14 protein-coding genes are annotated in these 20,696 nt (G+C 55.0%); 10 read left to right on the forward strand and 4 right to left on the reverse strand.

The window, feature by feature from the left end; translation table 11 throughout:
• Positions 1–43 precede the first annotated feature (43 nt).
• The 9 genes from OWK27_RS15410 to OWK27_RS15450 all read left to right on the forward strand — a co-directional run bounded on the left by OWK27_RS15410 (position 44) and on the right by OWK27_RS15450 (position 13,391).
• Positions 44–3,694, forward strand: coding sequence for a DNA translocase FtsK 4TM domain-containing protein (locus OWK27_RS15410; protein ID WP_267590708.1), 3,651 nt, complete (start codon positions 44–46; stop codon positions 3,692–3,694).
• Positions 3,695–3,821: 127 nt separating this feature from the next.
• Entirely contained in the window at positions 3,822–4,436 is a 615-nt protein-coding gene (lolA, locus tag OWK27_RS15415; RefSeq protein WP_267590709.1) for an outer membrane lipoprotein chaperone LolA, read from the forward strand.
• A 9-nt stretch (positions 4,437–4,445) separates the two neighbouring features.
• Entirely contained in the window at positions 4,446–5,789 is a 1,344-nt protein-coding gene (rarA, locus tag OWK27_RS15420) for a replication-associated recombination protein RarA (protein ID WP_267590710.1), read from the forward strand.
• 92 nt (positions 5,790–5,881) lie between these two features.
• On the forward strand, positions 5,882–7,174 hold the full coding sequence (gene serS, locus OWK27_RS15425; RefSeq protein WP_148418764.1) for a serine--tRNA ligase: 1,293 nt from the start codon (positions 5,882–5,884) through the stop codon (positions 7,172–7,174).
• 211 nt (positions 7,175–7,385) lie between these two features.
• Complete coding sequence (dmsA, locus tag OWK27_RS15430; protein WP_267590711.1) at positions 7,386–9,830, forward strand: dimethylsulfoxide reductase subunit A; 2,445 nt, start codon at positions 7,386–7,388, stop codon at positions 9,828–9,830.
• A 10-nt stretch (positions 9,831–9,840) separates the two neighbouring features.
• Positions 9,841–10,458: a DMSO/selenate family reductase complex B subunit gene (locus tag OWK27_RS15435; protein ID WP_017384545.1), complete on the forward strand. Its 618-nt coding sequence runs from the start codon at positions 9,841–9,843 to the stop codon at positions 10,456–10,458.
• A gap of 1 nt (position 10,459) precedes the next feature.
• Positions 10,460–11,323 (forward strand): dimethyl sulfoxide reductase anchor subunit family protein, encoded by an 864-nt coding sequence (locus tag OWK27_RS15440; RefSeq protein ID WP_252003376.1) that lies wholly within the window; start codon positions 10,460–10,462, stop codon positions 11,321–11,323.
• Between the two features lie 274 nt (positions 11,324–11,597).
• Positions 11,598–12,746 (forward strand): MFS transporter, encoded by a 1,149-nt coding sequence (locus OWK27_RS15445; RefSeq protein WP_148421062.1) that lies wholly within the window; start codon positions 11,598–11,600, stop codon positions 12,744–12,746.
• 123 nt (positions 12,747–12,869) lie between these two features.
• Positions 12,870–13,391, forward strand: a complete 522-nt coding sequence (locus OWK27_RS15450; RefSeq protein ID WP_267590712.1) for an anti-virulence regulator CigR family protein — start codon at positions 12,870–12,872, stop codon at positions 13,389–13,391.
• Between the two features lie 36 nt (positions 13,392–13,427).
• Here OWK27_RS15450 and pflA read toward each other — a convergent pair whose 3' ends face one another.
• The 4 genes from pflA to ycaO form a co-directional block, all read right to left on the reverse strand.
• Positions 13,428–14,168, reverse strand: coding sequence for a pyruvate formate lyase 1-activating protein (pflA, locus tag OWK27_RS15455; protein ID WP_003858250.1), 741 nt, complete (start codon positions 14,166–14,168; stop codon positions 13,428–13,430).
• A gap of 198 nt (positions 14,169–14,366) precedes the next feature.
• The gene (gene pflB / locus OWK27_RS15460; protein WP_003858247.1) at positions 14,367–16,649 is read right to left on the reverse strand and encodes a formate C-acetyltransferase; all 2,283 of its coding nucleotides are present in this window, start codon (positions 16,647–16,649) and stop codon (positions 14,367–14,369) included.
• 51 nt (positions 16,650–16,700) lie between these two features.
• Positions 16,701–17,558, reverse strand: a complete 858-nt coding sequence (gene focA / locus OWK27_RS15465; RefSeq protein ID WP_176610729.1) for a formate transporter FocA — start codon at positions 17,556–17,558, stop codon at positions 16,701–16,703.
• 406 nt (positions 17,559–17,964) lie between these two features.
• Positions 17,965–19,725, reverse strand: a complete 1,761-nt coding sequence (gene ycaO / locus OWK27_RS15470; RefSeq protein ID WP_267590713.1) for a 30S ribosomal protein S12 methylthiotransferase accessory factor YcaO — start codon at positions 19,723–19,725, stop codon at positions 17,965–17,967.
• 127 nt (positions 19,726–19,852) lie between these two features.
• Here ycaO and OWK27_RS15475 point away from each other — a divergent pair, with 127 nt between their 5' ends.
• A complete protein-coding gene (locus OWK27_RS15475) occupies positions 19,853–20,545 on the forward strand; it encodes a DUF421 domain-containing protein (RefSeq protein WP_148421054.1) in 693 nt (230 codons plus the stop codon).
• Positions 20,546–20,696 lie beyond the last annotated feature (151 nt).

Raw genomic sequence — 20,696 nt, forward strand, 5'->3', positions numbered from 1 at the left:
TTAGCAAACAGGCAGGACATGCCTGATACCTGGAGAGCCTTTCTTGAGCCAGGAATACACTGAAGACAAAGAAGTCACATTATCTAAGCTAAGCAGCGGACGTCGTCTCCTTGAGGCGTTACTGATCGTTATTGCCCTTTTTGCCGTCTGGCTGATGGCTGCCTTACTCAGTTTTAACCCCTCCGATCCCAGCTGGTCGCAAACCGCATGGCATGAGCCTATCCATAACTTAGGCGGCGTGCCCGGCGCCTGGCTTGCGGACACGCTATTCTTTATTTTCGGTGTGATGGCGTACACCATTCCCGTCATCATTATTGGCGGATGCTGGTTTGCCTGGCGTCATCGGCAGAATGACGACTACATCGACTACTTTGCCGTTTCGCTACGCCTGATAGGCGCGCTGGCGCTCATCCTCACCTCCTGTGGGCTGGCGGCGATTAACGCTGATGATATCTGGTACTTCGCCTCCGGTGGGGTGATTGGCAGCCTGTTAAGCTCCGCTCTGCAGCCGATGCTTCACAGCAGCGGCGGCACGCTGGCGCTGCTCTGTATCTGGGCGGCAGGGCTGACGCTGTTTACCGGCTGGTCCTGGGTGAGCATCGCTGAAAAAATTGGCAGCTTTATCCTGACCTTGCTGACATTTGCCAGCAACCGCACGCGTCGTGACGATACGTGGGTCGATGAAGACGAATACGAAGATGAGTATGAAGAAGACGATGCGCCCGCCGAGCGTCGCGAGTCTCGTCGCGCGCGTATCCTGCGAGGTGCCCTGGCGCGCCGCCAGCGCGTTGCCGAAAAATTTGCTAACCCGTTAGGCCGTAAAACGGATGCCGCGCTTTTCTCCGGCAAGCGCATGGATGAAGACGAGCAGATTGAGTATCGCGGTGCGGCCGTGGATCCTGATGACGTACTGTTCTCCGGCAATCGAGCTACCCCTGGCGAGTATGACGAGTACGATCCGCTGCTGAATGGCCATTCCGTTACTGAACCGGTAGCCGCTGCGGCCGCTGCAACAACGGCCGCGCAGGCCTATGCTGCGCCCGTTGAAGCCGTTATGCCGTCCTCGCCAGTTCCGGCACCGGAGTCCGTGATTCAGCAGCCACAGGTCGACTGGCAAACCGCGCCTGGCGTTCATACGCCGGAGCCAACCATTGCGCCAGAGCCTGAAAGCTATATCCCAGTCCAGCAGGAGCAGTGGCAACAACCTTATCAGCCGCATGAGCCTGTCAGCGAGCCGCAACAACCGTATCAGGCTTATGCACCTGAACACGTTGAGCCTGAACAGCCATACGTTGCGCCGCAGCCTGAGCCTGAAGTGGTTGAAGAAGCGAAGCCGTCTCGTCCGCCGCTGTACTATTTTGAAGAAGTGGAAGAGCGCCGTGCCCGCGAGCGCGAGCAGCTTGCCGCCTGGTATCAGCCCGTACCTGAGCCGGTGCAGGAGCCTGCTGCAAAAGCCCCTTCCGCGGCCGTTCCTCCTGTTGAGCCAGCGCCAGCCGTTGCTTCCGCAACTGAAACCCTGAAGCAGGCAACCGCCGCCGCATCCGCTCCGTTATTCAGCCCGGCGACTGACGGTACGCCGCGTCCTCAGGTGAAAGAGGGGATTGGTCCTCAACTGCCGCGCCCTAATCGCGTTCGCGTACCGACCCGCCGCGAGCTGGCGTCGTACGGCATCAAACTGCCTTCACAGCGTATGGCGGAAGTGAAAGCGCGTGAGAATGAATACGACGATGATGCTGACGAACAGCATCAGGACGAGCTGGCGCGTCAGTTCGCCGCCCAGCAGAATCAGCGCTATGGCGACGAGTATCAACACGATGTTCACCCCCGTCAGGATGAGGATGATGCTGCCGAAGCGGAATTAGCGCGTCAGTTCGCGGCAACGCAGCAGCAGCGTTATTCCGGCGAGCAGCCGTCGGGGGCAAACCCGTTCTCGCTGTCGGATTTTGAATTTTCACCGATGAAAGATCTGGTGGATGACGGGCCGAGCGAACCGCTGTTCACGCCGGGCGTGATGCCAGACGTTGAACCGGTGCGTCAGACGCCGCAGCCACAGGCTCATGTTCAGCCGCAGCAGCCGGCGCCGCAGGCTCATGTTCAGCCGCAGCAGCCGGCCCAACCGCCGCAGTTCCAGCAGCCAGCCCCACAGCCGCAGGAGAGCCTGATTCACCCGCTGCTGATGCGTAATGGTGACAGCCGTCCGCTGCAGCGCCCAAGCACGCCGCTGCCGTCTCTGGATCTGTTAACGCCGCCGCCGGCAGAAGTCGAGCCGGTGGATACCTTTGCCCTTGAGCAGATGGCCCGCCTCGTTGAAGCGCGTCTGGCTGATTTCCGCATCAAGGCTGATGTAGTGAACTATTCGCCAGGCCCGGTAATCACCCGTTTCGAACTGAACCTGGCGCCGGGCGTAAAAGCAGCGCGTATTTCAAACCTGTCCCGTGACCTGGCGCGTTCCCTGTCGACAGTGGCGGTGCGCGTGGTGGAGGTCATTCCAGGCAAGCCTTACGTTGGCCTTGAGCTGCCAAACAAGAAACGCCAGACCGTTTATCTGCGTGAGGTTCTGGATAACACCAAATTCCGCGATAACCCGTCTCCGCTGACTGTGGTGCTGGGTAAAGATATTGCTGGCGATCCGGTCGTTGCCGATCTCGCGAAGATGCCACACCTGCTGGTTGCGGGTACTACCGGCTCCGGTAAATCGGTCGGCGTGAACGCCATGATCCTCAGTATGCTCTACAAGGCGCAGCCTGAAGATGTGCGTTTCATCATGATCGACCCGAAAATGCTCGAGCTGTCCGTCTACGAAGGCATTCCGCACCTGTTAACGGAAGTGGTAACCGACATGAAGGATGCCGCCAACGCATTGCGCTGGAGCGTCAATGAAATGGAGCGTCGCTACAAGCTGATGTCGGCGCTGGGCGTGCGTAACCTGGCCGGCTATAACGAGAAGATCGCCGAGGCGGCACGCATGGGCCGTCCGATTCCGGACCCATACTGGAAGCCGGGTGACAGCATGGATGCCCAGCATCCGGTGCTGGAAAAACTGCCTTACATCGTAGTGCTGGTGGATGAATTTGCCGACCTGATGATGACCGTCGGTAAGAAAGTGGAAGAACTCATCGCGCGCCTGGCACAGAAAGCGCGTGCGGCGGGTATTCACCTGGTGCTGGCAACGCAGCGTCCGTCCGTGGACGTTATCACGGGTCTTATTAAGGCAAACATCCCAACCCGTATCGCGTTTACCGTGTCGAGCAAAATCGACTCGCGTACTATCCTTGACCAGGGCGGTGCTGAATCGCTGCTGGGGATGGGTGATATGCTCTATTCTGGCCCGAACTCCACCTCTCCGGTGCGTGTTCACGGCGCGTTTGTTCGCGATCAGGAAGTTCACGCCGTGGTGCAGGACTGGAAAGCGCGCGGACGTCCGCAGTACGTGGACGGCATTACCTCCGACAGCGAAAGCGAAGGCGGCGGCGGTGGCTTTGACGGCGGTGAAGAGCTGGATCCGTTATTTGACCAGGCGGTTAACTTCGTCACCGAAAAGCGTAAAGCCTCTATCTCTGGCGTACAGCGTCAGTTCCGTATCGGCTACAACCGCGCGGCGCGTATCATTGAGCAAATGGAAGCTCAGGGCATCGTCAGCGAGCAGGGACACAACGGCAACCGTGAGGTGCTGGCGCCGCCGCCGTTTGAATAACCTTCAGCGATTGCAAAGAAGGGTAAATCAGCAAAAATTAAGCATATTCTTCTGTCGCCTGCCTTCGGGCAGGTCCAGAATGGAAACGGAAACCCCATATCGGGAAGACGTATTTTAAGGAATAACAATGAAAAAAATCGCCATCGCCTGTGCATTACTCTCCAGTTTTGTTGCCAGCAGCGTCTGGGCTGATGCGGCCAGCGACCTTAAAAGCCGACTGGACAAAGTGAGCAGCTTCCACGCCAGCTTCACGCAAAAAGTGACTGACGGCAGCGGCAACGCGGTGCAGGAAGGTCAGGGGGATTTGTGGGTGAAACGCCCGAACCTGTTCAACTGGCACATGACCCAGCCGGACGAGAGCGTTCTGGTCTCTGACGGTAAAACCCTGTGGTTCTACAACCCGTTTGTTGAGCAAGCCACCGCTACCTGGCTGAAAGATGCCACCAGCAACACCCCGTTTATGCTGATCGCCCGTAACCAGACCAGCGACTGGCAGCAGTACAACATCAAACAAAACGGTGATGAGTTTGTCCTGACGCCTAAAGGCAGTAACGGCAACCTGAAGCAGTTCACCATCAACGTGAGCAGCAACGGTACCATCAATCAGTTCGGTGCGGTTGAGCAGGACGATCAGCGCAGTAACTATCAGCTTAAGTCTCAGCAAAACGGCGCTGTAGACGCATCGAAATTCACCTTTACCCCGCCGCAGGGCGTAACGGTGGACGACCAACGCAATAAGTAAGAGGCATGAGTGAGCAATCTGTCGCTCGATTTTTCAGATAATGCGTTTCAACCTCTGGCCGCCCGTATGCGGCCAGAAAATTTAGCGCAGTACATCGGCCAGCAACATCTGCTGGCTGCGGGGAAACCCTTGCCGCGCGCTATTGAAGCGGGGCATCTGCACTCCATGATCCTCTGGGGCCCTCCCGGAACCGGTAAAACCACTCTCGCTGAAGTTATCGCCCGTTATGCCAGTGCGGATGTCGAACGCATTTCGGCCGTCACGTCGGGCGTGAAAGAGATCCGCGAGGCGATCGAGCGGGCGCGACAAAACCGCAATGCCGGACGTCGCACCATTCTGTTTGTCGACGAAGTTCACCGCTTCAACAAGAGCCAGCAGGATGCCTTCCTGCCGCACATTGAAGACGGCACGATTTTCTTCATCGGCGCGACTACCGAAAACCCGTCGTTTGAGCTGAACTCCGCGCTGCTTTCCCGTGCTCGTGTTTATCTGCTTAAGTCGCTGACAACGGAAGATATCGAAAAGGTTCTGACGCAGGCGATGGAGGACAAGGCCCGCGGCTACGGTGGGCAGGATATCGTTCTTCCGGATGAAACGCGCCGTGCAATTGCAGAACTGGTGAACGGCGATGCCCGTCGGGCGCTGAACACGCTGGAAATGATGGCCGATATGGCCGAAGTGGACGATGCAGGCAAGCGCGTTTTGAAGCCTGAACTGCTCACCGAAATTGCCGGTGAGCGCAGCGCGCGGTTCGACAATAAAGGCGACCGTTTTTACGATCTGATCTCTGCGCTGCATAAATCCGTGCGCGGCAGCGCCCCGGATGCGGCGCTCTACTGGTACGCGCGTATTATCACCGCCGGTGGCGATCCGTTATACGTCGCGCGTCGCTGCCTGGCGATTGCGTCGGAGGATGTCGGCAATGCCGATCCGCGCGCCATGCAGGTCGCCATCTCCGCCTGGGACTGCTTTACCCGAGTCGGGCCTGCGGAAGGCGAACGCGCCATTGCCCAGGCTATTGTTTATCTGGCCTGCGCGCCGAAAAGTAACGCGGTATACACTGCCTTCAAAGCGGCGATGTCGGATGCACGCGAGCGTCCGGATTATGATGTACCGGTTCATTTGCGCAATGCACCGACAAAACTGATGAAAGAGATGGGCTACGGGCAGGAGTATCGCTACGCCCATGATGAGCCAAATGCCTACGCCGCCGGAGAGGAATATTTCCCGCAGGAGATGGCACAAACCCGCTATTACCAACCTACAAACAGAGGTCTTGAAGGCAAGATTGGCGAAAAGCTCGCCTGGCTGGCCGGACAGGATCAAAATAGCCCTATAAAACGCTACCGTTAGCTCAGTCGTTGCGGTAATGTTGGCATAGTATCCCTGTGGCCGCAGGCTGTGGCCACTTTTTCCTATTTTAATTCGATAAGCACAGGATAAGCATGCTCGATCCCAATCTGCTGCGTAATGAGCCAGACGCAGTCGCTGAAAAACTGGCACGCCGGGGCTTTAAGCTGGATGTAGATAAGCTGCGCGCTCTTGAAGAGCGTCGTAAAGTTCTGCAGGTACAAACTGAAAATCTGCAGGCAGAGCGTAATTCTCGATCGAAATCCATCGGCCAGGCGAAAGCGCGCGGGGAAGATATTGAGCCATTACGCCTGGAAGTGAACAAGCTGGGTGAAGAGCTGGATCAGGCGAAAGCGGAACTGGACGTTCTTCAGGCCGAAATTCGTGATATCGCGCTGGCGATCCCGAACATTCCTGACGACAGCGTGCCTGTCGGCAAAGACGAGAACGACAACGTTGAGGTGAAACGCTGGGGTACGCCTCGCGAGTTCGACTTCGAGGTTCGCGATCACGTGACCCTGGGCGAAATGCACGCGGGCCTGGACTTTGCGGCTGCGGTTAAGCTGACCGGGTCTCGTTTCGTGGTGATGAAAGGTCAGATCGCTCACCTGCACCGCGCGCTGGCGCAGTTCATGCTGGATCTGCACACCGAACAGCACGGCTATAGCGAAACCTACGTTCCGTATCTGGTTAACCACGATACGCTGTACGGTACGGGCCAGCTGCCGAAATTTGCCGGCGATCTGTTCCATACCCGTCCGCTGGACGAGGAAGCAGACAGCAGCAACTACGCGCTGATCCCAACGGCGGAAGTGCCGCTGACTAACCTCGTGCGTGATGAAATCATTGACGAAGACGATCTGCCAATCAAGCTGACCGCGCACTCTCCGTGCTTCCGTTCTGAAGCGGGTTCTTACGGCCGTGATACCCGCGGTCTGATCCGCATGCACCAGTTCGATAAAGTTGAAATGGTGCAGATCGTTCGTCCGGAAACGTCCATGGACGCGCTGGAAGAGATGACCGGCCACGCGGAAAAAGTGCTGGAGCTGCTGGGCCTGCCGTACCGCCGTATGGCGCTGTGCACGGGTGATATGGGCTTCGGTGCCTGCAAAACCTTCGACCTGGAAGTCTGGGTGCCTGCGCAGAACACCTACCGTGAAATCTCCTCCTGCTCTAACGTCTGGGATTTCCAGGCGCGCCGCATGCAGGCTCGTTGCCGCAGCAAATCCGACAAGAAAACCCGTCTGGTGCATACCCTGAACGGCTCCGGTCTGGCTGTAGGGCGTACGCTGGTTGCGGTGATGGAAAACTACCAGCAGGCAGACGGCCGAATTGAGATCCCTGAAGTGCTGCGCCCTTATATGAAAGGCCAGCAGTACATCGGTTAATAACCTGCTTTAAAACAAAAAAGCGCCTCAGGGCGCTTTTTTTATGCCTGTGATTTGATACGACGCAATACCCCCTCCCTCTAAAGTAGTAATACTCCTTTGAATGAAAGTCAGCATAAAAAACTGAAAACGAAAAGATTCGTTATAAATAAATCTATATAGCGGTTTCCGCCGCCTCTCTTTTCTTTGTGAGCAACCAAAGTGAGTCTTTATGAAAATCAAAGCGCCTGAAGCGTTAATGGCTGCCGAGGTCACTCGCCGTGGGTTGATGAAAACCACGGCAATCGGTGGCCTGGCCGTAGCCAGCAGCGCCTTTACGCTCCCTTTTACCCGACTGGCGTCGGCGGCGGAGGCTATGTCTCCAGCCTCTGCCCCGGAAAAAGTGGTGTGGAGTGCCTGTACCGTCAACTGCGGTAGCCGCTGTCCGCTGCGCATGCATGTTGTGGACGGTGAAATCAAATATGTCGAAACCGACAATACCGGTGACGATAGCTACGAAGGGTTACACCAGGTGCGGGCATGTCTGCGTGGCCGCTCAATGCGCCGACGTGTTTATAATCCGGATCGTCTGAAATATCCGATGAAGCGCGTCGGCAAGCGTGGGGAAGGAAAGTTCGAGCGCATCAGCTGGGACGAAGCCTACGATATCATCGCGACGAACATGCAGCGCCTGATCAAAGAGTACGGCAACGAGTCCATCTACCTGAACTACGGCACCGGGACGCTTGGCGGTACCATGACCCGCTCCTGGCCGCCGGGTAAAACGCTGGTGGCGCGCCTGATGAACTGCTGTGGCGGCTACCTCAACCACTATGGTGACTACTCTTCTGCGCAAATCGCTGCGGGCCTGAACTACACCTATGGCGGCTGGGCAGACGGTAACAGTCCGTCCGATATCGAAAACAGCAAGCTGGTGGTGCTGTTCGGTAACAACCCGGGTGAAACCCGCATGAGCGGCGGTGGGGTAACGTATTACCTGGAGCAGGCCCGGGCTAAATCCAATGCCCGCATGATCATCATCGATCCGCGTTATACCGATACCGGGGCAGGGCGAGAAGATGAGTGGATCCCAATCCGTCCGGGGACCGATGCGGCGCTGGTAAACGCGCTGGCGTATGTGATGATCACTGAAAACCTGGTCGATCAGCCCTTCCTGGATAAATACTGCGTCGGTTACGACGAGAAAACCCTCCCGGCCAGCGCGCCGGCTAACGGGCATTACAAAGCCTATATTCTCGGTCAGGGCAGCGACGGCGTAGCGAAAACGCCGGAGTGGGCATCCACCATCACCGGTATTCCCGTCGAACGTATCGTTCAGCTGGGGCGTGAAATTGGATCGGCAAAACCGGCCTATATCAGCCAGGGCTGGGGGCCACAGCGTCACGCGAATGGCGAAATCGCCACCCGCGCCATCTCCATGCTGTCAATTCTGACCGGCAACGTGGGTATTCACGGCGGTAACTCCGGCGCGCGTGAAGGCTCCTATTCTCTGCCGTTTGAACGCATGCCGACGCTGGATAACCCGGTTGAGACCAGCATCTCGATGTTTATGTGGACCGACGCGATCGAGCGCGGCCCTGAAATGACCGCGCTGCGCGACGGCGTGCGGGGCAAAGACAAGCTGGACGTGCCGATCAAGATGATCTGGAACTATGCCGGTAACTGTCTGATCAACCAGCACTCTGACATTAACCGCACCCATGACATCCTTCAGGACGACAAGAAGTGCGAAATGATTGTGGTGATTGACTGCCACATGACCTCGTCAGCGAAGTATGCCGATATTCTGCTGCCGGACTGCACCGCGTCTGAGCAGATGGACTTCGCGCTGGACGCCTCCTGCGGCAATATGTCCTACGTGATTTTCACTGACCAGGCCATCAAGCCGCGCTTCGAGTGCAAAACCATCTATGAGATGACCTCCGAACTGGCGAAACGTCTTGGCGTTGAACAGCAGTTCACCGAGGGGCGCACTCAGGAAGGGTGGATGCGCCATCTGCACGAGCTTTCCCGCAAAGCCATTCCTGACCTGCCGGACTTCGATACCTTCCGCAAGCAGGGCATGTACAAGCAGCGCGATCCGCAAGGGCATCATGTGGCGTATAAAGCCTTCCGCGACGATCCGCAGGCGAATCCGCTGACCACGCCGTCGGGCAAAATCGAAATCTACTCCGAAGCGCTGGCAAACATTGCCGCGTCCTGGGAATTGCCGGAAGGGGACGTTATCGATCCGCTGCCGATCTACACCCCCGGATTTGAAAACTACAACGATCCGCTGACGGAGAAATTCCCGCTACAGCTGACCGGTTTCCATTATAAGGCTCGCGTGCACTCCACCTACGGCAACGTTGACGTGCTGAAAGCCGCATGCCGGCAGGAAATGTGGATCAACCCGATGGATGCGAAAGCGCGCGGCATCAGTAATGGCGATCGCGTTCGCATCTTCAACGGGCGTGGAGAGGTGCATATCGAAGCGAAAGTGACTCCGCGCATGATGCCTGGCGTGGTCGCGCTGGGGGAAGGGGCCTGGTATAACCCGGATGCAAACCGTATTGACCAGGCGGGCTGCATCAACGTTCTGACCACGCAGCGCCCGTCGCCGCTGGCGAAGGGCAACCCGTCCCACACAAACCTCGTTCAGGTTGAAAAGGCGTAAGGAGTAACCGATGACAACCCAGTATGGATTTTTTATTGATTCCAGCCGGTGCACCGGGTGCAAAACCTGCGAGCTGGCCTGCAAGGACTACAAAGACTTAACCCCGGACGTCAGCTTCCGCCGTATTTACGAATACGCGGGCGGCGACTGGCAGGAGGATAACGGCGTCTGGCATCAGAACGTCTTTGCCTACTATCTGTCGATTGCCTGCAACCACTGCGAGGATCCGGCCTGCACCAAGGTCTGCCCGAGCGGGGCGATGCACAAGCGCGACGACGGTTTTGTGGTGGTGGACGAGGATGTCTGCATCGGCTGCCGCTACTGCCACATGGCCTGCCCGTACGGCGCGCCGCAGTACAATGCCGCCAAAGGCCACATGACCAAGTGCGACGGCTGCCACAGCCGCGTGGCGGACGGCAAAAAGCCGATCTGCGTCGAGTCCTGCCCGCTGCGCGCGCTGGACTTCGGCCCGATTGAGGAGCTGCGCAAGAAGCACGGCCAGCTTGCCGCCGTTGCGCCGCTGCCGTCCGCGCACTTTACGAAGCCGAGCATTGTGATCAAACCTAACGCCAACAGCCGTCCGACGGGTGACACCACCGGCTACCTGGCAAACCCGAAGGAGGTGTGAGATGGGAAGTGGATGGCATGAATGGCCGCTGATGATCTTCACGGTGTTTGGGCAGTGCGTGGTCGGTGGTTTTATCGTACTCGCGCTGGCGCTAATGAAAGGTAATCTCAGTGCAGAACAGCAGCAGCGTCTGGTATTGAGTATGTTTGGGCTATGGGTTTTGATGGGCATTGGGTTTATCGCCTCCACGCTGCACCTGGGCTCGCCGATGCGTGCGTTCAACTCCCTGAATCGAGTTGGTGCCTCTTCGCTGAGTAACGAGATTGCCAGTGGCGCAATCTTCTTTGCCGTGGGCGGGCTGGGCTGGCTGCTGGCGGCGCTGAAAAAACTGCCGTCAGGGTTACGCGCGCTGTGGCTCATCGTCACCATGGTTCTGGGCGTGGTATTCGTATGGATGATGGTTCGGGTGTACAACACCATTGATACCGTTCCTACCTGGTACAGCGTCTGGACGCCGATGAGCTTCTTCCTGACGATGTTTATCGGCGGTCCTCTGCTGGGCTATCTGCTGCTGCGCGTCGCTGGGGTGGACGGCTGGGGAATGCGTCTGCTGCCAGCGGTCTCGCTGCTGGCGCTGGTCATCAGTGCTGTTGTGGCGCTGATGCAGGGGGCTGAGCTGGCCACCATCCACAGCTCTATCCAGCAGGCCTCTGCGCTGGTGCCGGACTACGGTGCGCTGATGGCCTGGCGCGTGGTGTTGCTGGCGGCTGCACTGGTGTGCTGGATTGCACCTCAGCTCAAAGGTTACCAGCCTGCGCTGCCGTTGCTTTCACTGGCCTTTGTGCTGGTGCTGGCCGGGGAGCTGATTGGTCGCGGCGTGTTTTATGGTCTGCATATGACCGTCGGTATGGCTATCGCCAGCTAATTTCATTTTTTGTTATAAAAAGCCGGGACATAGCGCCCGGCTTTTCTTTTTTCATTCATGAAATTTTTCGACTGACGTTTCGTATTAAAAATTCCCTGAAATAAATAAAAACAAATAGATAATTAATATCTGTAGCAGGCTTTGCATTAGCAGGATGAGTTTTTTAAATCGACATGGCGCATATCGTGCGTGACGCCTGAATCGGTGGATTGACTTTGTTTTTGCCGGTGGCATGATGCGCACGAAATCTGAACTTCCTCACGGTTTTTAATCCATGACCACCTATACCCGCCCGGTGCTTTTGCTGCTCTGTGGCTTGCTTTTGCTGACCCTGGCGATCGCGGTGTTAAACACACTCGTCCCGCTATGGCTCGCCCATGAAAACTTACCGACCTGGCAGGTGGGTATGGTTAGCTCGTCCTTTTTTACCGGAAACCTGCTGGGTACCTTATTAACGGGCAGCCTTATTAAGCGTTTTGGTTTTAACCGCAGCTATTATCTGGCCTCGCTGATTTTTGCCGCCGGATGCGTCGGTTTAGGCCTGATGGTCGGCTTCTGGAGCTGGATGGTCTGGCGCTTTATTGCGGGCGTCGGCTGCGCGATGATCTGGGTAGTGGTCGAAAGCGCCCTGATGTGCAGCGGTACTTCCCGTAACCGTGGGCGCCTGCTGGCCGCCTATATGATGGTTTATTACGTGGGTACCGTCATCGGCCAGCTAATGGTCAGTAAATTCCCAACCGACCTGATGAGCGTTCTGCCGTGGGTGACGGGGATGGTGCTGGCCGCGATCCTGCCGCTGCTCTTCACCCGTATCGTGAACCAGAACAGCGAGCATCAGGAAGCTACCCACGTCTGGCCAATGCTGAGGCTTCGCCAGGCACGTTTAGGCGTGAACGGCTGCATTATCTCCGGGATCGTGCTGGGCTCACTCTATGGCCTGATGCCGCTCTATCTTAACCATCAGGGCGTTAGCGATTCCGGGATTGGCTTCTGGATGGCGGTGATGGTCAGCGCAGGGATCGTCGGTCAATGGCCGATCGGTCGACTGGCCGATCGCTTTGGTCGCCTGCTGGTGCTGCGCGTTCAGGTTTTTGTGGTGATCATGGGATGTCTCGCCATGCTCAGCAACGCCGCGATGGCGCCTGCGCTGTTCATTCTGGGTGCTGCGGGCTTTACGCTCTATCCGGTTGCGATGGCCTGGGCCTGTGAAAAAGTTGAGCATCATCAGCTGGTGGCGATGAACCAGGCATTATTACTGAGCTACACCATCGGCAGTTTGCTCGGTCCGACCTTTACCGCCATGCTCATGCAAAATTATTCCGATAACCTGCTCTTTATCATGATTGCCAGCGTATCGTTTATCTATCTGTTAATGCTGCTGCGTAAAGTCGGCGAACATCCAACGCCTGTGGCACACGCCTGATTAATTAAAAGCCTGTCGATGACGGGCTTTTTTGTCCCTGTCACATATAAGACTTTTACTTATTGTGAGTTTTACGCGCCTGGCGATAATTCAGATAAGTTCTCCCACTAAAAGGCAGCAATCATGTCTACTCGTCGTTTTTCCACTACCGCGCTTGCCGTAGTGTTGTCTTTAACGTTTGCAACGGCTCCGGTCATGGCCAATCCTGGAAACGGGAATGGCGGTGGGCACGGAAACGGTGGCGGGCAGGGTAATAGCGGCAATCATGGTAACGGCAACGCTGGTAACCATGGTAATAAGCAAAATAAAGGTCAGGATAACCCAGGAAAATCGGACAAGAGCTTTAAAAACAGCAAAGATGTCGGTAATGATGTCGACGCTCGCGTTAGCTTCGATCGTGCCCGCCATCTGGCACTGAATTACGGCTTAACGGGCTATGATTCTCTGCCACCGGGGATCGCGAAAAACCTGGCGCGCGGAAAGCCGCTGCCTCCGGGCATAGCGAAGAAAGCCGTGCCGGCCTCAATGCTGAGCCAGCTTCCGTCCTACCCGGGATATGAGTGGCGCGTGGTGGGAGATGACCTGGTGTTAATTGCCCTGAGTACAGCAATTGTGACTGCCGTTATTAACGGCGTCTTTGAATAGAATATTAAAAGGCCCGGTGAGAACCGGGCCTTTTATTTAATACATAACCTTGTGGCCGTACTGCTCAAGAATACCTTTGACGCGTTCCATCGTCTCTTTTTTCGGCGGCTTCACGCCATCCAGCTTGTACTCTTCGCCCATCGCCACCCATTTATGTTTACCCAGCTCGTGATAGGGCAGGAGTTCAATTTTCTCTACGTTGCCCATATCGCGGGTAAATTCGCCCAGACGATGCGCGGAATCGTCATCATCTGACCAGCCCGGCACCACCACGTAGCGGATCCAGGTTTTGACGCCTTTGTTGGCAATGTATTTGGCAAACTCCAGCGTGCGGTGGTTCGAAACGCCAACCAGATTCTGGTGGATTTCGTCGTTCATTTGTTTGAGATCGAGCATCACCAGATCGGTGACTTCAAGCAGCTCGTCGATAACCGGATCGTAGCGGCGCACGAAGCCGTTGGTGTCGAGACAGGTATGAATGCCCTCTTTGTGGCAGGCGCGGAACCAGTCGCGCACAAACTCAGCCTGAAGAATGGCTTCACCGCCGGATGCCGTCACACCACCGCCGGACGCGTTCATAAAGTGGCGATAGGTCACCACCTCTTTCATCAGATCTTCCACGGTGACTTCTTTGCCGCCATGGGTATCCCAGGTATCACGGTTATGGCAGTACAGGCAGCGCATCAGGCAGCCCTGGAAAAATGTAATAAAGCGGATCCCCGGGCCATCGACAGTGCCACAGGATTCAAAGGAGTGAATGCGACCAATAATTGACATTGCGGTGATATCTCCGAATTTGGCCCATCCAGGGGCCTGTGTAGGTGCACAGCTCAAAGGCTATGTCGAGTCTGTTTTGGCTGTTATCCATTCAGTATAGATAGCGGCCAAAAGAGACTGGGGTGGGGAAGAAAAAGGCCCCACTGACGTGGAGCCTTTATTGTACGCTTTTTAACGCGTGATTTCAGTCAATTCCAGTTACATGGACTGAGTGAAAGTACGGGTAATAACGTCCTGCTGCTGTTCTTTAGTCAGGGAGTTAAAACGTACTGCGTAGCCAGATACGCGGATGGTCAGCTGAGGATATTTCTCAGGATGTTCCATTGCGTCGAGCAGCATTTCACGGTTCATTACGTTCACGTTCAGGTGCTGACCACCTTCGATGGACGCTTCGTGGTGGAAGTAACCATCCATCAGACCCGCGAGGTTAGTTTTACGTACTTCGTCATCTTTACCCAGCGCGTTTGGCACGATAGAGAAGGTGTAGGAGATACCATCCTTCGCGTAAGCAAACGGCAGTTTAGCCACGGAGGTCAGAGAGGCAACAGCACCTTTCTGGTCACGACCATGCATTGGGTTAGCACCTGGGCCAAATGGCGCGCCAGCACGACGACCGTCTGGGGTGTTACCGGTTTTCTTACCATACACAACGTTAGAGGTGATGGTCAGTACAGACTGAGTCGGGATAGCGTTACGGTAGGTAGTGAGTTTCTGAATTTTCTTCATGAAACGTTCTACCAGGTCAACCGCCATGTCATCAACGCGAGCGTCGTTGTTACCAAACTGCGGATATTCGCCTTCGATTTCGAAGTCGATAGCCAGACCATCTTCATCACGAATTGGTTTAACTTTCGCATATTTGATTGCGGACAGGGAGTCAGCCGCAACGGACAGACCTGCGATACCGCATGCCATGGTGCGAACAACGTCACGGTCGTGCAGCGCCATCAGAGAAGCTTCGTAGCTGTACTTGTCGTGCATGTAGTGGATAACGTTCAGCGCAGTCACGTACTGCTTAGCCAGCCAGTCCATGAAGTGGTCCATGCGATCCATAACTTCGTCATAGTTCAGCACGTCGCCTTTGATTGGTTCAGACTTAGGACCAACCTGCATTTTCAGTTTTTCATCAACGCCGCCGTTGATTGCGTACAGCATGGTTTTCGCCAGGTTTGCACGCGCACCGAAGAACTGCATTTGTTTACCAACAACCATTGGGCTTACGCAGCAAGCGATAGCGTAGTCATCGTTGTTGAAGTCAGGACGCATCAGGTCATCGTTCTCGTACTGCAGAGAAGAGGTGTCGATGGACACTTTAGCGGCGAATTTCTTGAAGTTCAGAGGCAGTTTTTCAGACCACAGAACGGTGATGTTCGGCTCCGGAGAAGGACCCATGGTGTACAGGGTGTTCAGGAAGCGGAAGCTGTTTTTGGTTACCAGAGTACGGCCATCTACGCCCATACCACCGATAGATTCTGTTGCCCAGATTGGGTCACCAGAGAACAGCTCATCATATTCTGGGGTACGCAGGAAGCGAACCATACGCAGTTTCATGACCAGGTGGTCAATCATTTCCTGAGCGTCTTGCTCGGTGATTTTACCTGCTTTCAGGTCACGTTCGATGTACGCATCCAGGAAGGTGGATACGCGGCCGAAGGACATCGCTGCACCGTTCTGAGACTTAACCGCGGCCAGGTAGCCGAAGTAGGTCCACTGGATAGCTTCCTGAGCGTTGGTAGCCGGACCGGAGATATCGCAGCCGTATTTAGCCGCCATCTCTTTGATCTGACCCAGCGCGCGGTGCTGTTCAGCAATCTCTTCACGCAGACGGATAGTCGCTTCCAGGTTTACGCCGTTTTCCAGATCGGACTGCAGGGAGACGAACTGCGCGTATTTGTCTTTCATCAGGAAGTCGATACCGTACAGCGCAACGCGACGGTAGTCACCGATGATACGGCCACGGCCATATGCATCTGGCAGACCAGTCAGAACGCCAGATTTACGGCAGTTCAGAATGTCTTTGGTGTAAACATCGAATACACCCTGGTTGTGGGTTTTACGGTATTCGGTGAAGATTTTTTTCAGCATTGGGTCCAGCTCGCGGTTATACGCTTTGCAGGAACCTTCAACCATTTTGATACCACCGAACGGGATGATTGCGCGTTTCAGTGGTGCTTCAGTTTGCAGACCAACGATTTTCTCAAGGGCTTTGTTGATGTAGCCAGCATCGTGAGAAGTGATGGTGGAAGCAACGGAGGTGTCAAAATCAACTGGCGCGTGAGTGCGGTTTTCCAGTTTAACGCCTTCCATTACGCTGTCCCACAGCTTGGTGGTTGCGTCAGTTGCACCAGCCAGGAAGGATTCGTCACCTTCATACGGGGTATAGTTTTTCTGAATGAAGTCACGGACGTTTACTTCATTCTGCCAGTCACCTTTTGTAAAACCTTCCCAGGCTGTGGCTAACTTTTCATTAAGCTCGGACATGTAACACCTACCTTCTTAAGTGGATTTTTTATTTACTGCCTGAGACAACCATCAATGATGGTCGCCGCCACGCAGGTAAATGACCCAGTATGTCAACCCAACTAACAGACCCCCACCGATAATGTTCCCGATAGTGACGGGGATCAGGTTATCGGTAATGAAATTCATAATAGTCAGGTGAGAGAAACTTTCCGGGGTTGAACCAACAGCAGTCCAGAACTCCGGGCTTGCAAAGTTGCGGATAACAATCCCCATCGGGATCATGAACATATTCGCAATACTGTGCTCAAAGCCGCTGGCAACAAACATCGCAACCGGCAGAACCATAATCATGGCTTTATCCATCAGGCTACGACCAGAGTAGCTCATCCACACCGCCAGGCAGACCATAAGGTTAGCAAGGATGCCGAGAGCAACGGCTTCGATAAATGTATGGTGCATTTTGTGGTCAGCGGTTTGCAGGACGTTAAGCCCCCAGCCGCCGTTGGCGGTCATGTACTCGCCAGAAAGCCACATCAACAAAACAAAGAGCAGACAGCCAATCAGGTTACCAACGTAGACGTTAAGCCAGTTGCGCGCCAGTTGACCCCAGGTGATCCTTCCGCTGGCTTTCGCCACAACAATCAACACCGTTGAGGTGAAGAGATCGGCGCCGCAGATGACGCAAAGAATCAAACCCAGCGAGAAGCAGATGCCGCCAATCAGTTTGGCTATGCCGTAAGGCATCGCGGCAGTACCGGTGGTAGCGGTGATATAGAAGACGAAAGCGATAGAGATGAACACACCAGCCGTGATCGCCAGATAGAACGTCTTCATCGGATGTTTCGTTGCTTTATAGACACCCGCTTCTTCGGCAACTTTCGCCATCGCAGCGGGGAGTAATAGATCAAAAGGGTTGTCAGCTTTCACACTAACTCTCTCTTTATTAAGTCGGCGACGAGATACTAACAAAGCATTATAGAAGAGAAATTGATATAGATCATATCTCGCCTGGCTTATAGGCCCGCAGTGTGTATGGTTTTACAGCAAAAGCGGAGTAAGTATTTGATTATCCGTATAAAAATAAATTTTAAAAGTTATGAAAAGAGTTGAATTTTTTCAGTCCACCTCCCTTAAAACAGTTAATTAAAATGGAGTATTTGCCATAATAAGTAACAGTAAAACGCAGGTAAGTATTATTATATTTACCCGTGGTTAACTTAATTATTACAATCAAACGTCATTGCGTGAAAAAATAAAAAAAGGGGCAATGAAATTGCCCCGTAATATAGCTCAGGCGAGTGAATACGCCTACTGCCATTAATGTTATATGCGCTTATTTTGACCAGTAAGCGGCTTTTGCCTTCTGTAATTTCTCATAGGCGTTGAGCAGAGACTGATGTGCCGGGAAGGCTTTCAGATCGCTGTCTACCGCCTGCAGGCCATAGAATGGCGCTTCACCGCTCAGCGCCGCGCTGGCGGCCTCAACGGCGTCTGCACCGTACATACGCACAAACGCATTCAGGTACTGCAGTGGTTCACGGCCGTCTTCCTGAGACAGCAGAAGCAACGTTTGCAGGCAACGGTAATAGTTAGTGCGCTCGGCAGAGAAGACCGACTGGTTAAATTCCATCGTCCATTCTGTCCAGGCCAGGGCCTGATCCAGATCGCCGCCCGCCAGCGCCAGCATCGCCTTCAGTTCGCCGATGCGCAGCGTGTACCAGCCGTTATCCTTACCGGTTGCCAGACCCAGCAGCTCGCGCACGCGGGTGAAATCATCGTGGCCTTCTTCGTCCAGTTGGGCGATCAGGTTCAGATAATCCTCTTTATCCCACTCGCTGCCCGGCAGGGCCAGCAGGGTTTCGCGCAGGTGCGCACCCATGCTGTTGTTTGCCAGCCACAGATCTTCTGCCGGATAGATGTCGGACATGCCCGGCACGATAATACGGCACGCGTAAACGCCCAGGTGTTCATAGTCGGCAATGTAGACTTCGCGATCTTCGGCGTTGAAGATTGCCATCAGCGTGGCGAACTCTTCTTCCGTGGTACCGGCAAAGCTCCAGTCCACGAACGGATAGTCTGCATCCTGCTTGAACATATCCCAGGAGATCAAACCGCTGGAGTCGATGAAGTGGGTTTCGAGGTTGGTGTGCTCGGCCACTTCTTCGTCATCAAAGGTTGGCGGTGTAAACACGTCGAGATCCTTCAGGCTACGACCCTGCAGCAGTTCGGTGACGGTACGCTCCAGCGCCACGCCAAAGTCCGGATGCGCGCCGAAGGAGGCAAAGCAGGTGCCGTTTGCCGGGTTGAACAGCACGACGCAGATAACCGGATATTTGCCGCCCAGTGAACCGTCATAGGCAAAGATAGGGAAACCTTCCGCTTCCAGTTTAGCGATGGATTCCACCACGCCCGGGTAGCGCGCAAGCACGTCAGCCGGGATCTCCGGCAGGCTGATGGACTCAGCAATAATGCGATTTTTGATGTGACGTTCGAAGACTTCAGATAATCCCTGCACGCGCGCTTCGTTGCGGGTGTTACCGGCGGACATGCCGTTCGACACATACAGGTTGCCGACGATGTTCATCGGAATATAAACGGTCTGCTCATCAGACTGGCGGGTGAACGGCAGGGCACAGATCCCGCGGTCTTCATTGCCGGACTGTAAATCGATCAGCATGCTGGCGGTCAGTTCGTTTTCCGGATCGTAGAACGCGCGCAGGCGGGCATCAAGAATGCCTTCCGGCAGTTCGTCGTCTTCAGTCAGCGGGAACCATTTTTCATTCGGATAGTGAACGAACGGGCCGTTGGCGATGGTATCGCCCAGCCAGAAGTCGGCGAAAAAGTAGTTGGTCGACAGACGTTCAAAATACTCGCCCAGCGCAGAGGCCAGCGCCGCTTTTTTGGTTGCGCCTTTACCGTTGGTAAAGCACAGCGCGCAGTCTTTGTCGCGAATGTGCACAGACCAGACGTGAGGCACCGGGTTCAGCCAGGAGGCTTCTTCGATATTAAAGCCCAGGTCGGTCAGTTTCTGCTGGAAGCGAGCGATGGAATCTTCCAGAGCGGCGTCTTTGCCGGGGATAAACGTTTGAGTCATGGCGTTCACTTTTATCGTACGTAAAGCGCGCAATGATACGGGTTTTGCGTGACGGGTGCTATCTCCGGCGAAAATAAATGGCTGGGCTATGCTTATAGACAGTAACCTACTGTTAAGGCATAGAAAAATGAAAGCATTTGATCTCCAGCGGATGGCGTTTGATAAAGTCCCACCAGAGTTTTTAGGCGAAGTGGCGCTGCGCAGCCTGTACACCTTTGTGCTCGTGTTCCTGTTTCTGAAAATCACCGGGCGTCGCGGCGTTCGCCAGATGTCGCTGTTTGAGGTGCTGATCATCCTGACGCTGGGGTCGGCGGCAGGGGATGTTGCCTTTTATGACGATGTGCCGATGGTGCCGGTCTTTATTGTCTTCGTAACGCTTGCGCTGCTGTACCGTCTGGTCATGTGGCTTATGTCGAAAAGCGAAAAGCTGGAGGATCTGTTCGAAGGGAAACCGGTGGTTATTGTCGAAGACGGACAGCTGGCCTGGGAGAATGTGCAACGCGCCAATATGACGGAGTTTGAGTTCTTTATGGAGCTTCGCATAAGCAGCGTTGAACAGCTGGGCCAGGTGCGTCTGGCAATTATGGAAACGAACGGCCAAATCAGCGTCTACTACTACCCCGACGAGGAAGTGAAGCCCGGACTGTGCATCCTGCCGGATATGCTTATTGAACGGTACAAGACCGTGCCTGAAGCGGGGGAGTATGCCTGCATAAAATGCAGCCACGTGGTGGTCATGCAGGCGGGCGATCATCAATTATGCCCCCGCTGTGCGAATCCAGAATGGACGAAGGTTAGCCGGGCTAAACGCATCATCTGACAGCGGTTTTGTCGGTTTTATAACAACGGTACGGCAGATTGTTTTGTGTGACGAGGGGCACATTTCTCCGGCCATAAGTTTTAGACATTGCGGCGCGTGTCACTGAATGATAAAACCGATATCCACAGTTATAACTTATGGCATTTAGCGT

Origin of the sequence: Enterobacter cloacae complex sp. 2022EL-00788 (assembly GCF_026627565.1) — a bacterium.
Lineage (GTDB): Bacteria > Pseudomonadota > Gammaproteobacteria > Enterobacterales > Enterobacteriaceae > Enterobacter > Enterobacter pasteurii.